Consider the following 14,487-nt stretch of genomic DNA (forward strand, 5'->3'; position numbering starts at 1 on the left):
GAAAGCCCGGCGGCGACAGCGGCCCCGGCGGCGAGGGGACCCGGGGCAAGAAAGCCCGGCGGCGACAGCGGCCCCGGCGGCGAGGGGACCCGGGGCAAGAAAGCCCGGCGGCGACAGCGGCCCCGGCGGCGAGGGGACCCGGGGCAAGAAAGCCCGGCGGCGACAGCGGCCCCGGCGGCGAGGGGACCCGGGGCAAGAAAGCCCGGCGGCGACAGCGGCCCCGGCGGCGAGGGGACCCGGGGGCGAGGAGGGGACCCGGGGCGAGGGCGTCCAGCGGCGACAGCGGCAACCGGGTCCCGGAGCAACGGCGGCCCGCGGCAACGACGGCCCAGGAGCAACGGCGGCCCGCGGCAACGGCAGCCTGGAGCGACAACCCCCAGCGACAACCGGGCCCGGGAGCGACAGCGACCGGCGGCAACCGGGCCCGGGAGCGACAGCGACCGGCGGCGACGGCGGCCGGCCGCGGGTCCGGAGTTCAGCTCAGCGCGTCCGCGACCTCCCGGGCCGCCTCCAGCACCCTCGGCCCGACCCGCTCCGGCACCACGTCCGCCAGCATCACCACGCCCACGCTGCCCTCGACGCCGGTCACCCCCAGCAGCGGCGCGGCCGCCCCGCACGCGCCGGCCTCCAGCTCCCCGTGGGTGAGCGTGCAGCCGGGGTCGCCCACCGGGTGCTGCCGCGCCGCGAGGATGGCCTTGCCGGCCGCGCCCCGGTCCAGGGGGTGCCGGAAGCCCGCCCGGTAGGCGACGTGGTAGTCGGTCCACGTCGGCTCCACCACGGCCACGGCGAGCGCGTCGGACCCGTCGACCAGCGTCAGGTGCGCCGTCGCACCGATGTCCTCCGCCAGCGACCGCAGCGCCGGCATCGCCGCTTCCCGCACCAGCGGGTGGACCTGCCGCCCCAGACGCAGCACCCCGAGCCCCACGCGGGCCCGTCCGCCCAGGTCACGGCGTATGAGGGCGTGCTGTTCCAGGGTGGCGAGCAGGCGGTAGACGACCGTCCTGTTCACGCCGAGCCTGAGGGAGAGCTCGGTCACGGTCAGCCCGTGGTCGGTGTCGGCGAGCAGCTTGAGGACCCGTAGTCCCCGGTCGAGCGTCTGGGAGGTCTCCGCGGTCACGACGCCCACTCCTTAGTGGTGAGGTCGGCGGCTCCCTGGTCGGCTGATGCGTCACCGAGTCCCGTCGGCGACGCGCTTCAGAGGCCGCCGATCGGCCGGCGGCCCGGCCTGTCCGGGCCGCGTCGCTTCACGGCTGCGCCCCGCGGCGGCCTGCCACGGGGCGTGTGCGTAGCGGGACAGTAGCGAAGCCGGTTCGCTGAGCGGAAGGCTCCGTCCAGAATCCGGGCACGGCGCGGTGTGTACTGCTTCCGTTTGGGACGGTATGCGCGGCCCCCAGGTTCTGGGCGGAGCCGCGGGCCGGTCACTTCATGCGGGTGGCCCATTCCTGGACCTTTGCGATGCGCTGCCGCAGCTGCCCCGCCGTCGCCTCGGCCGCCGGAGGCCCCCCGCACACGCGCCGCAGCTCCGTGTGGATCACGCCGTGCGGTTTGCCGCTCTGGTGGACGTACGCGCCGACCATCGTGTTGAGCTGCCGCCGCAGCTCCATCATCTCCTTGTGGGAGACCACCGGCCGCCGCTCGGCGGGCACCTCGAGCAGGTCGGCCTCCGCGTCCGGCTTCCTGCGGCTGTGCGCGATCTGCCGGGCCTGCCGCTTCTGCAGCAGCAGCTGGACCTGGTCGGGCTCCAGCAGCCCCGGGATGCCGAGGTAGTCCTGCTCCTCCTCACTTCCCGGGTGGGCCTGCATGCCGAACTCGGCGCCGTTGTACATCACCCGGTCGAAGACGGCGTCGGACTCCAGCGCCTCGAAGGGCAGCATGTCCTGCTCGCCGGTGTCCTCGTCCTGCTCCCGGTTCGCCTCGTCCATCTCCTTCTCGGACTCGGCGTAGGGGTCCTCCTCGCCCTCCTTCTTGGGCTTGTCGAGGACGTGGTCGCGCTCGCGCTCCATCTCGTTGGCGAAGGTGAGCAGGTCCGGCACGGTCGGCAGGAACACGGAGGCCGTCTCGCCGCGCCGCCGGGACCGTACGAAACGGCCGACGGCCTGCGCGAAGAACAGCGGCGTCGAGATGGTGGTGGCGTACACGCCGACCGCGAGCCGCGGCACGTCGACGCCCTCGGACACCATCCGCACCGCGACCATCCACCGGTCGGTGTTGCCGCTGAACTCGTCGATCCGCTCGGAGGCGCCGGAGTCGTCGGACAGCACGAGGGTCGCCTTGCTGCCGGTGATCTCCCGGAGGAGCTTGGCGTAGGCGCGCGCCGAGTCCTGGTCGGAGGCGATGACGAGCGCGCCGGCGTCCGGGATGGCCTTCCTGACCTCGGTCAGCCGCTGGTCGGCTGCGCGCAGCACGGCCGGCATCCACTCGCCGCGCGGGTCGAGCGCGGTCCGCCAGGCCTGGCTGACGGCGTCCTTGGTCATGGGCTCGCCGAGCCGGGCGGCCACCTCGTCGCCGGCCTTGGTGCGCCAGCGCATGTTGCCGCTGTAGGAGAGGAAGATGACCGGCCGGACGACGTTGTCGGCGAGGGCGTTGCCGTAGCCGTAGGTGTAGTCGGCGGCGGAGCGCCGGATCCCGTCGTCGCCCTCCTCGTACGTGACGAAGGGGATGGGGTTGGTGTCGGACCGGAAGGGCGTACCGGTCAGGGCGAGCCGGCGGGTGGCCGGCTCGAACGCCTCCAGGCAGGCCTCGCCCCAGGACTTGCTGTCACCGGCGTGGTGGATCTCGTCGAGGATGACGAGCGTCTTGCGCTGCTCGACGCGGTTGCGGTGCAGCATGGGCCGCACGCCGACACCGGCGTACGTCACGGCGACCCCGTGGTACTCCCGCCCGAGCGGTCCGGCGCTGTACTCCGGGTCGAGCTTGATCCCTATCCGGGCGGCGGCCTCGGCCCACTGCTTCTTCAGGTGCTCGGTCGGCGCCACCACGGTCACCTGCTGCACGACGTGGTGGTGCAGCAGCCAGGACGCCAGCGTCAGCGCGAAGGTCGTCTTGCCGGCGCCGGGGGTGGCGACCGCCAGGAAGTCCCGGGGCTGCTCCTGGATGTACTTCTCCATCGCGCCCTGCTGCCAGGCGCGCAACTTGCTGGCGGTGCCCCAGGGGGCGCGGCCGGGGAACGCCGGGGAGAGGTGGTGCGAGGCGGTGCTGGTGCCGGCGGTGGTAGTCACGGTCTCCGTTGGGGGTCGGGCGGCTCGCGCGAGGGAGCCTGACGGCTCGGCCACGTATGACGACCGGGCCACCCTACCGGCGCCTCACACCCGCCCATGCGCGGACCGGGCCGGGGCACCGCCGGGTGGGACCGACGTCACAGCCGCCTCAGCCGCCCCGCGATCGCGGCGACTCGGCCTCCGCCCCGGAGGCCCTGTCGACGAGCGGCTCGTGCGCCACGTGCTGGTCCACCGCGGTCAGGTCGACGCCGTTGAGGGCGAGGAGGTCCAGGGGCACGCGGAGTTCGGTCACGGGCCGAGGGCAGTGCGGACGACCACGGCACGGCGACCGGTTTCCCGCCGGTCACGGCCGGTGCTCCCCGGCCCGCGCCGCCTCAGGCGCGCTCCCGCAGCCGCGTCGACACCCACGCCCCCGCCAGCGCCACCGCCGCCATCGGCAGGAACACCGCGGCGAAGGCGGCCGGGTGCGCACCGGGGGTGTGGGACGTCGTGTGGGACACCGCGCCGCCGCCCAGGGCGGCGAAGGCGGCGCCGCCGGCGGAGAGGAGGACGACGTTGGACAGCCCGTCGGAGATCTGCAGGGCGGCGGAGTTGCGGCCGGCCTCCTCCGGGGCGGAGAGCGTGAGCAGGAGCACGCTCGTGGAGGAGATGACGAGCCCCATGCCGAAGCAGCCGAAGGCCCAGGCGACGGCCACGGTCCACACGGGCACGGAGTCGATCAGCACACTCGGCGCGGTGGCGACGGCCGCCGCCACCAGCAGCATCCCGACGGTGGTCAGCCGCTCCCGGTACGGCTCCACCCGGGACCGCGACTGCACCCATGAGCCGAGCGCCCACGTCCCGCCGCCCGCGGCGAGCGAGAACCCGGCCAGGGTGGGGCTGAGCCCGCGCTGGGTGACGAGCATCAGCGGGACGAACGACTCGGCGGCGATGAACGACCCCGCGGCCACGCCGCGCAGCAGCACGACGGAGGGCAGTCCGCGGGCCGCCCGGTAGGTGCCCCGGGGCAACAGGCCGAGCACGGCCGGCACCAGCAGGGCGACGCCGGCCGTGCCGGGCAGCAGGGACAGCGGGCGCAGCTCCTGGGCGGCGTACTGGAGCAGGCCCGCGCCCATGGAGATGGCGAGGGCGAGCCGGATACGGCGGAGGTCGAGGGAGGCGTTCGTGCCGGCCCCGTCCGGTTCCCCCGGTTCCCCCGGCTTGCCCGGCTTCCCCACGGGCCCGGACGCGCGGCGCCGTATCTGCGGCAGCGCCAGGGCGAGCGGGAGGACGACGAGCGCGGGTATCCCCACGAACACCCACCGCCAGCCGAGCCGCTCGGTCACGGTGCCGGCGGCGAGGGGGCCGACGATGGACGGCACGATCCAGGCCGCGGCGAAGGCCGCCATGATCGCGGGCCGCAACCGCTCGGGGTAGGCCCGCCCGACGACGACGTACAGGGCGACGATCACCAGCCCGCCGCCGAGCCCCTGCACCGCCCGTCCCAGGATGAACACCCACATCGCCCCGGCGGTCCCCGACAGCAGCAGCCCGGCCCCGAAGGAGGCGATGCCGGTCGTCAGCGGCCCGAGCGGACCGCGCCGGTCCGACCACTGCCCGGCGAGCACCATCCCGAACAGGCTCGTCGTGAAGTACCCGGAGAACGCGAAGGCGTAGAGCGACACCCCGTGCAGCTCCCGCGCGGCGACGGGCATCGCCGTGCCGACGGCGGTCGCCTCGAAGGCGATGAGCAGCACCACGGAGACGATGCCGATGCTCAGGGCCCGATGCGTCCGGCCCAGGACGGTCTCCTCCACCTCGGCGACGGACGGCAGGTCATCGGCGCCCACGACGTCGGCGTCGGGCGGCTTCGGGACACTCATGCCCGTCAGCGTAAGGTCCACGAGCCGCTTTGACCCCTGTCCCGGGACGGGCCCGAGGCCGGGACCTTGGTCCTACGCCCTTCCCCGGCCACCGTCTTCGCCGACCAGCGGGCGCCCGCGGCCGGGGGCCGTCAGCCGGCGTCGGGAAGCGCCCCCGGGCCGGTCCGCCCGTCGGCGTTCCGCCGTGCCCGGCGCGCGTTCTCGGCGCGTACCGCGTCCAGCCACCGCCACAGGCCGACCTCCTCGAGTCTCAGCCCGGGGCAGGTGATCCGGTGCGGGACACGGCACACCGCGCCGGGTGCGGGCTCGCTCTCGCGGCCGTTCCACGCCGTTCCGCCCGCGTCGACGTACCAGCGGTGCCAGGCCGGGACCATGTGCGCGGGCACGGGCAGGTCCGGTTCGAGCAGGACGTGCCAGCCGTAGTAGGTCACACGCCGGTCCCCGACGAGCCCGCAGTCCGGGCAGAGGGGCGGAGCGGGCGGCTCCGGCCCGCCGGCGCCTTCGACCGCCGCCTGCGCCCGGTCGGTCTTCTCCCACGGTGACGGCGCGTCCGGCGGCGGCTGCCGGTGCAGGTCGGGGCTGGGTGACGGAATGACGCTCGACTCGTCGGTGTCCCCCATACGTCGAGCATGCGCATCCCCGGGACGGCGAGGGAGGGCGCATTCGGGGCGCAACGGACGCAAGCGCATCGCGCACAGCCCCCGGCGGCTCTCGTGTGTCCAGGACACGACCGGCTGCCGACGTGCCGTTCGTCGTGCCGTCAGGGACGACGAGGAATCCCCGACGAGGAGAACCATCGTGCCCCTCCGCCCTCCGGCAGCCGTCGTGGCCGCCGCCGTGATCGCCGACGCCGGTCCCGCGGTCGCCGCACCCGTGGCGCACGCCGAGGAGGGCGGGCCCGCGCTGGTCGTGTCCGCTCTGCCGGCCGCGTCCCCCGCGCCGGGCCGGGTGTACGACGAGTCCGTCACGCTCACCAACCGGGGCACGCAGGCCGTGGACGGCGTCACGTTCCGGGTCCGTCTGACGCGGGGCCTCGACTTCCCCGAGCAGGTGGCGGGCTGCGCCTACTCGACCGTCGCGGACAAGGTCAGGCAGGCGCTGTGCGAGCTGGACACGGTCGTCGAACCCGGCGCCTCCGTCACCACGCCCGTGCGGTTCAAGGCGCTGGGCAGCGCGCTGACGGAGGCCGTGGAGTACGGCACGGGCGCGAGCGGCGACGCCCCCGGCGAAGGGTTCGGCGAGAGCCACCGGCGGATGACCCTGACCGCGGACAACACCGCCGACCTCGTCGCGGTCGGCGAGTACACCGAGGCGCTGCCCGGCGACGGGCAGCCGGTCACGGTGAGCCTGCGGAACGACGGCCCCGGCCGGATCGGGAACCAGGACGGCGACGACCTTCCGGCCCTGCTGGTGCGGATACCGCCGGGCACCGAGGCCGTCGGCGTGCCGAAGGACTGCGCCCCGTTCGGCATCGACGGGCCGAGCGGACCGCGGGGGACGCCGGGTGAGCCGGCGTACGTCTGCTGGCCGCAGGACGGGACGCTCGATGTCGGGCAGGCGCTCCTGTACACCTTCTCGCTGAAGATCGACGCGTCCGCCGACGACCCACGGAGCGAGATCACGGCGTCCTCCGTCCACGGCAGCACGCCCGCGTACGACGAGAACCGCGCCAACGACACCGCCGAGATCCGCATCGACCTGCCGAACGACAACGAGCCCGTGACGAGCCCCACGGACGGGCGCCGCCGGCGGCGGCCCGCACGACGGCGGGGACGTCGACGCCCCCGGGCGGTCGGCCGGCGGCGCGGGGGCCACGGACTCCCCCTCGGCATCCGCCCCGGCCACCGCCACGGGAGGCTCCGCCGGCATCACGGGAGGCTCCGCCGGCACCACGACCGGCGGCACCAGGACCGGCGGCACCGGTGGGAACCTCGCCACCACCGGTTCGGACGGCACCCCGCTCCTCGCCGGTGCCGCGGCCGCCGCCGCGGTGCTCGGCGGCGGCCTGGTACTCGTCGTACGCCGGCGCACCGCCTCGACCTCGGCCTGACGCCGGGCGCCGGTCCGGCCAGGCCGCGGCCTGCCGCGGCGTCAGAGCACCCCGCCCGCCCCGCCCTGGAACGCGTCCGTCCAGTAGTGGCGGGCGGGTTGGCCCTCCGTCACGCCCGTGGGGTCGACCGTCGACAGGACCTGGAGCATCGTCATGGCCAGCTGGTCGTGGGCATCGGTGGTCAGCTCGTGGCCGGACTCGGCGTCGATCGCGTGCTCGCGGTGCAGGAGCCAGAGGGTGAAGGCGAGGGTGGAGACGTCCGTGTTCAGCGGGTGCAGCGCCGCGTCGGGCTCGCTCCAGTCGAGGACCGCGCCCGTCTCACCGTCGACGACCAGGCTGTCGTCCCCGACGAGGTGACCGAGGCGCAGCAGGCGGTCCGCGCGCGGAGGCAGCGCGGCCGGGGTGCCGGCGTCGGCGCGGTACTCCGTCAGGGTGGCCAGCGGGGCGTCGGTGTCCAGGGAGAAGACGAACGCCTCCTCCGGCAGGCCCACCTCGCGCAGGAAGCGGCGGGTCGGCTCGTGCGTGAGGGCCGGGGGGAAGTCGACGTCCTCGAAGCGGGCCACCTTGCCGGGGCCGAACTCCTGGTCCAGGAGCCGGTGCGGGAGGTCCAGGGAGAGGCCGGAGGCACCGCCGCGGCCCGCCACCAGGGACAGGGGGCGGATCAGCGCCGCCATCCTCCAGAACGGGGCCGGCTCGCCGTCGGCACCGTCGCGGAAGACCGACAGCAGGTGCCGGGAGGCCTCCGCCACCGCCTTGAGGCCGTAGCGGCCCACGTAGGACGCGAACTGGCCGCGCAACCCCGCCAGTTCGTCCGTCGCCTCGGCGAAGCGCACCAGCGTGCGCAGCGAGGGGGCCAGGGGGCGGCGGTCCATCGGGGCGGGGCCGTGCGGGAGGCACGTCGTCGAGATCTCGCCCGTCGCGCCGTCCAGCAGCACCGACTCGGTCTCCACGCCGCCGGGACCCAGCAGTCCGCCGATCACCAGCTGCTCGCGCAGCTCGGCCGAGAGCCGGTCCTGCGCGTCGCCCGTCGAGTCGGCGACCGTGCGCAGGCCCCGGCGGCCCAGCTCGGCGAAGCTCAGCACGCCGTTGTCCGCGGGCAGCCCGGGGCCGGTCAGCCAGTGCCGCGTCGACGCGTGCGTGACCCACGGGTCCAGCTCGGCCTCGGTCAGGGTGATCGTCGCCGTACCGGCGTCGGTCGTACGCATGGGCTCCCCCGCATGTGATCGCTCACCATCCGCTGGTGGCGCACGGCGCACCGCCCGCCCGGGCCCGGCAGCCGTCCCCCACTGCCCGGAACACTACGCCCGGCCACTGACAACGCCCCGGAGCGGCGACGCGCGCCCGGTGACGACGGTGCGTCCACCTCACACAACGCTCGGAGGACCCTCGCGCGTTCCCTCTCCGCCGGAATCGCCTCGACCGCCTCCGGCACCGTCACCGTCAGGCCCGAGGTGTCCGGCGACCGTCCGACGCACGGGGTCCGCGTGCGCAGCGCCCCGTCCGGCAGGCCGGGGTCGAGCCGGCTCCGTACCCGGTCCTGGGGTGCTCCGCCTCCTGCGCGGCCACCCCGTGCGGCACGGGCGTCAGGACCGTTCCGTGACCACCGCCGCCTGCGGGCGGATCGGCAGCCGGTTCACCGGGCGGCCCGTCGCGGCGCGCACGGCGGACGCGACGGCCGCCGGGGACGCCACCACCGGCACCGCGCTGACCGCCTTCGCCCCGAAGGGCGCGACCACGTCCCGTTCCTCGACCAGCCGGACGATGCGGATGTCGGGCGCGTCGAGGGCGGTCGGGAGGGCGTAGCCGGTCAGGTCGGGGTGGCGGATCAGGCCGCGCGGCGTGCGGAGGTTCTCCGTGAGCGCGATGCCGACGCCCTGGGTCACGCCCGCCTCGATCCGGGCCGCCAGCTGCGCCGGGTTCAGGACCCGGCCCACGTCCTGCGCCACGGCCAGTTCCACGACCCGCACGGAGCCGATCTCGATGTCGACGTCCACCACCGCGCGGATCGCGGCGAAGGCCATGCCGACGAAGGCGTCGCCCTGGCCGGCCTCGTCCAGCGGCTCGGTCGGGTGCGGACGGCACTGGGCGGTGGCCCACAGCTCCTTGCCGTCCAGCGCCTCGGTGACGGTCGTGGACAGGACGCCGTCGTACGACGTGATCTTGCCGTCGGTGATCTGGAGCAGCTCGGTGGACATGCCGAACTTGTGGGCGAGCGGCTGCAGGAGCTGCGTGCGGACCATCTTGGCCGCGCGCTCCACCGCTCCGCCCGACACCCAGGTGTGCCGGCCGCGGCAGCCCGCGCCCGCGGGCGGCTGGTCGGTGTCGACGGGCGCCACGTGCACCTCGTCGACGCCGAGGGTCTCCTGGACGATCTGCCGGGCCAGGGTGGTGAAGCCCTGGCCGGTCTCGACGGCCGCGCACAGCACGGTCGCCACGCCGTCGTGGACCTTCACGGTCGCCGTGGAGACCTCGTCGGCCCCCTCCGCGCCGAGCATGTGCACCATGCCCACGCCGTAGCCGACGCCCCGGCGCACCGCGCCCGGTTCGCCCGCGCCCTCGGGGCCGCCGGGCAGCAGCCACTCCTCCTCGGGGGTGTCCTTGGGCAGCGGCGGCAGCGGGAAGTCCCGCACGGCCTGGAGGAGTTCGGCGACCGGGGCCGGGCAGGTCACGGTCTGGCCGGTCGGCAGGACGTCGCCCGTCGCCAGGGCGTTGCGCAGCCGCACCTCGGCCGGGTCGAGGCCGAGCTTCTTGGCGATCTTGTCCATCTGCGCCTCGTAGGCGGCGCAGACCTGCATGGCGCCCTCGCCGCGGACATGGCCGGACGGGGGGTTGTTGGTGCGGACGACCCAGCCCTCGATGAAGGCGTTCGGGACGACGTACGGGCCGCAGGCGAAGGCGACCGCGGCGGCCAGGGCGTCGGCGGAGGTGTCGGCGTAGGCGCCCGCGTCGAGCAGGATCTGTGCCTCGACCTTGACGAGTCTGCCCTCGCCGTCGGCGTGGTGGCGGTAGCGCAGCAGGGTGGGGTGCCGGTGGGTGTGGCCGAGGAAGGACTCCTCGCGGGTGGCGGTGAGCTTCACCGGGCAGCCGGTGCGCAGGGCCAGCAGACCGAGCGGGAGCTGGAAGCCCTGGTCCTCGCGGTCGGCGGTGGCGCCGGGGACGCCGGTGACGACGATCTTGACGCGCTCGGGTTCCAGGCCGAAGACGGCGGCGGCCGTGTCGCGGTCGGCGTGCGGGTCGGTGGCGGCGAGGTACAGCTCGACGCCGCCGTCCGGGCGCGGCACGGCCAGGCCGGCCTCGGCGCCGATGGGCGCGGGGTCCTGGCGGCCGATGCGGTACAGCCCTTCGGCGACGATCTCGCCGGCCGCCTCCGGGTCGCCGTGGCGCAGCGGGATGTGCCGGATCAGGTTGCCGTCGGGGTGCAGCGGCTCGGCCTCGAAGGCCTGCTCCGGGTCGGTCACCGGGTCGAGCACCTCGTACTCGACGATGACGGCGGCCGCCGCCATGCGCGCGGTGTCGGGGTGGTCGGCGGCGACGGCGGCGACGGGCTCGCCGTGGTGGCGCACGACCTCGGAGGCGAAGACCGGGCGGTCGGCCGTCCCGCGGCCGTGCAGCGGGCCGCCGGGGACGTCCTCGTGGGTCACGACGGCGCGCACGCCGGGCATCTCGCGCGCGTGCGTGGTGTCGATGGACAGGATGCGCGCGTGCGGATGCGGCGAGCGCAGCACGGCCGCCCACAGCAGGCCCTCGGCCCACAGGTCGGCGGCGTAGGGGAAGGTGCCCTCCGTCTTGGCGCGGGCGTCGGCGGCCGGGAGGGAGGCGCCGAGGCCGTGCGGGAGCGGCTCGGAGGCGGGGGCGGCCTCCGCGGCCTGCGCGGTGGCTGCTTCGTTGCTCACGCCTGGCCTCCGTCCTGGCCGGGGGACTGGTCATCGGGTGACTGATCATGGAGTGACTGGTCATGGGATGACTGGTCATGGGGTGCGGAGTGCGGTTCCGGGCCGTGCGGTTCCGGGGGCGATCCGAAGGCCGACGCGTTCACGCCACCGGCGCCCGGGCCCGCCTGGTGCGGGATGCGGGCCTCGGAGTCGCCCTCGGCGGGTGCGCCGTGCGCCCCGCGCTCCGCGACGACCTCCTTGACGGCCTCCAGCACGCCCCGGTAGCCGGAGCAGCGGCACAGGTTGCCGCAGAGCGCCTGGCGGGTCTCCAGCTCGGTGGGGGCGGGGTTGCCCTCCAGCAGGTCGTGCACGGTCATCGCCATGCCGGGAATGCAGAAGCCGCACTGCACGGCGCCGCAGCGGGCGAGCGCCCGCTGCACGTCCGAGGGCTGCCCGTCCTCGGCCAGGCCCTCGACGGTGCGCACCTCGCTGCCGGCGGCCGTCACCGCCGGGACGAGGCAGGAGGCGACGAGCCGCCCGTCGACCTGGACGTTGCACGCCCCGCACTCGCCCTGCGAGCAGCCGTCCTTGGCGCCCGCGAGGCCGAGCCGCTCACGCAGCACGTACAGCAGGGACTCTCCGATCCAGGCGTCGGCGACGGGGCGTTCGGCGTCGTTGACGCGCAGGACGAAGGAGGCGAGGGGGTGTTCCTCCTGGGGCGCGGTGGCGGGCGCGTCGGGGGCCTCGGCGACGTCGGTTTCGTCCGGGGCGCCCTCGGCGTCGGCCCCCTCGGTCACGGGGCTCTCCGCGGCGGGTTCCTCGCCGGCGCCGGGGGTCTCGCCGTCGGCGGCGTCGGGCTCGGAGGCCGTCTCCGCGTCCATGGGGTCCTCAAGGTCCTCAAGGGACTCACCGGACGGCTCGGAGGACGACTCGGCGGGCTTCCCGGACGGCGGCTCGGAGGGCTCTGACGGCTCGGAGGGGTCCTCGGGGCCCTCCGTGGCCTCTGGGGCGTCCTCGCCGGGCTCACCGGGCCCGGGAGCCGCCTGTGAGGCGTCGTGACCGCTCCGCGGCGGCAGGGCGGCCTCCGCGTCCGGCTCCGGCCCGGACCCCTCCGGAGCCACGGGGTACGGCTGGGGAGTCGATACGGGACCGGGGTACCCGGCGTGGTCCTCGTGCGGTGTGTGCTCCCCGGGGCGGACCTCCGCGTGCCGGGCCTCCGCGTACTGCGGAAGCCGGGGGGCGGAACCGGGGTGTCCGGCTTGGTCTCCGGCCGGCTCGGGCTGCCCTGGCTGCCCTGGCTGCCCTGGCTGCCCGGGCGCGTGGGGAGCCTCGTCCGACGACGGCCGGGAACCGTGGCCGTCGTAGCCGGGCCGCTCCGTCCCGTGACCGTCGAACCCGTCCGGCTGCGGGCCGGGGACGGGCGTGCCGGGCCGCTCCGGCGCCTCGGCGTCGGCGAACCCGGCCGGCTGCGGGCCGGGGACGGAGCCGGGGTGTTCCGGCGCGTGGCCGGGCAGGGAGTGCCTTGCGGAGTGCCCTGCGGAATGCCCGAAATAGTCCGGTTCACCCGGCGTGTGACCGTCCGTCGGCTGTCCGGGTCCGCCCGGTTCCGTCTCGTGCGGCAGGTGCCCGGCGGGGACCTGACGCGACTCCTGCGGCATGGGCCCGGCGGGGTGCTGCGCCGGGGCGCCGGGGTGGTGCGCGGTCCGGTCCGGGGCGTATCCGGTGGCGGGTCCGGCCGCTTCCCGCTGCTCGTGCTCGTACCCGTGCCCGTACCGCTCGGACCCGTGATCCTGCCCGGCTCCCGGCCGCCCGCCCTGGTCGTGCCCGTACGGGTGGGCGGGCCCGGCCTGTTCCGGCCCGGCCGCGTCCTGCGGTGTCTGCCGAGCCCACGGCTGCCCGGCCGCCTGGGGCGCCCAGGGTGCGGCCGCGCCGCCCGGGAGCGTGGCCGGCGGCGTGCCGCCCCACTGCTCGACCAGGGAGGACGTGGTGAACTCGCCCGACTCGTCCGGAAGGTCGCCCCCGGCGACGGGGATGGACCACTGCCCGGTCACGTCGTGGCCGGGTGCGGCCTGGGCCGCCGAGGTCTCCTCGAAGTTCCACTGCCCGGTGGCGCCCGGGTTGTACGTGAAGCGGTCGTTGCCGCCGTGCTGCCCCGCCTGCGCGCCGGAGCCGTACGGCGTCCCGTAGGGCGCGTGGGAGGTGCCGTACGACTGCTCCTGCGCGTCCTGGGCCTGCTGCTGGTGCGCCGCGTGCGGGTCGTGCCACTGGGCGTCGTCGACGGGTGCGCCGGGCACCTGCCACGCGCCCGTGGCCGCCGGGTCGGTGCCGGCGGTCGTGGCGGTTCCGACCGTTATCTGCGGCGGCACGTAGCCGTGACCGGGCGCGGCGAGCGGGCTGTCCGCGGCCAGCAGGGCGTCGACGCCCCCCTCGGGCAGCTCGACGAAGGCGGTGGCGCCGTCGTCGTACTCGCCCTGGGGCAGCGGGTCCCAGCGGCCTGCGCCGCGGGGCGTGCCTTCTCCGTGCTGGTCGTCGGTCACGACAGCGCCCTCCCCAGTGCTCGTCGGGCCAGCGCGGCGACGGTGCGCCGCAGGTGCAGTACGGCGGGCGGGAGCTGCGGTACGGAGCCGTCCTCACCCGGGGCCGCGTCGGGGATGCAGGCCGCGGCGACGTACTCCCCGAAGGCGTTCAGGGCCTCGGGGACGAGCGCGCGGTTGTTGTCCCAGTCGATGAGCGCGGCGACCCACTGCTCGGCCTCCAGGGGGCGCAGCGGCATCGGCGCTATGGCGCCCACCGCGCAGCGCACGCCCCGGCGCGCGGGGTCCAGGACCAGTGCCACCGAGGCGACCGCTCGGCCGGGGCCGGTCCGGCCGGTGGCCTTGAGGAAGACCTGGGGGGCGTGCAGCAGCGGCACGCGCACGTAGCCGATGAGCTCCCCGGCGCGCAGCAGGTCCATGCCGGCCAGCAGATGCGAGACCGGGAGCTCCCGGCGGGCTCCGCCCGGGCCCGCGATGATCAGGGTCGCCTCCAGGGCTGCGAGCACCGGCAGGGCGTCGCCGGTGGGTGCGGCGGAGGCGATGTTGCCGCCGAGGGTGCCGGCGTTGCGGATGTGCGGCGGGCCCGCGGCGCGCGCGGCGGCGGCGAGCGACGGGATCAGGGCCGCGAAGTCGGGGCGTCCCATGCGCGCGTGCGTGAGGCCGGCGCCGAGCAGCGCGTGGCCGTCCTGGTACTGCCAGCCGCGGATCTCGCTGATCCGCCCGAGTCCCACCAGCGCGGCGGGCCTGAGCTGCCCGGAGTTGACGGCGGCCATCAGGTCGGTGCCGCCCGCGACGGGTACGGCCGCGGGCACGGCGGCGAGCGCCGCCACGGCCTCGTCCAGCGTCGTGGGCAGCGTGACGGCCTGCGCCGCCTGCGGTGCGTGCGTGGTCAAACCGGCTGCCCCTTCCCGCTGCCCCACCTGGTCCCACCCGTGCTGCCGTACGGTACGT

Annotated in this window: 10 protein-coding genes; all 10 read right to left on the bottom strand. The window is 75.8% G+C overall.

Features of this window, described 5'->3' with window-relative positions:
• Window positions 1-475: 475 nt before the first annotated feature.
• The 10 genes from ACFW6P_RS19545 to ACFW6P_RS19590 all read right to left on the bottom strand — a co-directional run bounded on the left by ACFW6P_RS19545 (window position 476) and on the right by ACFW6P_RS19590 (window position 14,429).
• Entirely contained in the window at window positions 476-1,117 is a 642-nt protein-coding gene (locus tag ACFW6P_RS19545) for an IclR family transcriptional regulator (RefSeq protein WP_386348540.1), read from the bottom strand.
• Window positions 1,118-1,418: 301 nt separating this feature from the next.
• Entirely contained in the window at window positions 1,419-3,218 is a 1,800-nt protein-coding gene (locus ACFW6P_RS19550; RefSeq protein ID WP_386424242.1) for a DEAD/DEAH box helicase, read from the bottom strand.
• Window positions 3,219-3,366: 148 nt separating this feature from the next.
• A complete protein-coding gene (locus tag ACFW6P_RS19555) occupies window positions 3,367-3,510 on the bottom strand; it encodes a hypothetical protein (RefSeq protein WP_386424244.1) in 144 nt (47 codons plus the stop codon).
• 82 nt (window positions 3,511-3,592) lie between these two features.
• Entirely contained in the window at window positions 3,593-5,080 is a 1,488-nt protein-coding gene (locus ACFW6P_RS19560; protein WP_386348549.1) for an MFS transporter, read from the bottom strand.
• Window positions 5,081-5,211: 131 nt separating this feature from the next.
• The gene (locus ACFW6P_RS19565; protein WP_386424246.1) at window positions 5,212-5,700 is read right to left on the bottom strand and encodes a DUF6083 domain-containing protein; all 489 of its coding nucleotides are present in this window, start codon (window positions 5,698-5,700) and stop codon (window positions 5,212-5,214) included.
• A 444-nt stretch (window positions 5,701-6,144) separates the two neighbouring features.
• Complete coding sequence (locus ACFW6P_RS19570) at window positions 6,145-6,813, bottom strand: hypothetical protein (RefSeq protein WP_386424247.1); 669 nt, start codon at window positions 6,811-6,813, stop codon at window positions 6,145-6,147.
• 358 nt (window positions 6,814-7,171) lie between these two features.
• Window positions 7,172-8,335 carry an SUKH-4 family immunity protein gene (locus ACFW6P_RS19575; RefSeq protein WP_386348561.1) on the bottom strand — a complete coding sequence of 388 codons (1,164 nt, stop codon included), beginning with the start codon at window positions 8,333-8,335 and terminating at the stop codon, window positions 7,172-7,174.
• Window positions 8,336-8,713: 378 nt separating this feature from the next.
• On the bottom strand, window positions 8,714-11,023 hold the full coding sequence (locus ACFW6P_RS19580) for a xanthine dehydrogenase family protein molybdopterin-binding subunit (RefSeq protein ID WP_386348564.1): 2,310 nt from the start codon (window positions 11,021-11,023) through the stop codon (window positions 8,714-8,716).
• Window positions 11,020-13,539, bottom strand: coding sequence for a 2Fe-2S iron-sulfur cluster-binding protein (locus tag ACFW6P_RS19585; protein WP_386424249.1), 2,520 nt, complete (start codon window positions 13,537-13,539; stop codon window positions 11,020-11,022). Before ACFW6P_RS19585 ends, ACFW6P_RS19580 begins: the two co-directional genes overlap by 4 nt.
• Window positions 13,536-14,429 (bottom strand): FAD binding domain-containing protein, encoded by an 894-nt coding sequence (locus tag ACFW6P_RS19590; RefSeq protein ID WP_386348569.1) that lies wholly within the window; start codon window positions 14,427-14,429, stop codon window positions 13,536-13,538. The genes ACFW6P_RS19585 and ACFW6P_RS19590 overlap by 4 nt, the downstream gene beginning before the upstream one ends.
• Window positions 14,430-14,487: the final 58 nt, after the last annotated feature.

It is taken from the genome of Streptomyces sp. NPDC058741, assembly GCF_042746715.1.
In the GTDB taxonomy this organism is placed as follows: domain Bacteria; phylum Actinomycetota; class Actinomycetes; order Streptomycetales; family Streptomycetaceae; genus Streptomyces.

Bases quoted from the DNA above. Each gene is read 5' to 3' on its own strand.
- ACFW6P_RS19560 (WP_386348549.1), bottom strand. From the start codon at position 5,080: ATGAGTGTCCCGAAGCCGCCCGACGCCGACGTCGTGGGCGCCGATGAC.
- ACFW6P_RS19565 (WP_386424246.1), bottom strand. From the start codon at position 5,700: ATGGGGGACACCGACGAGTCGAGCGTCATTCCGTCACCCAGCCCCGAC.
- ACFW6P_RS19575 (WP_386348561.1), bottom strand. From the start codon at position 8,335: ATGCGTACGACCGACGCCGGTACGGCGACGATCACCCTGACCGAGGCC.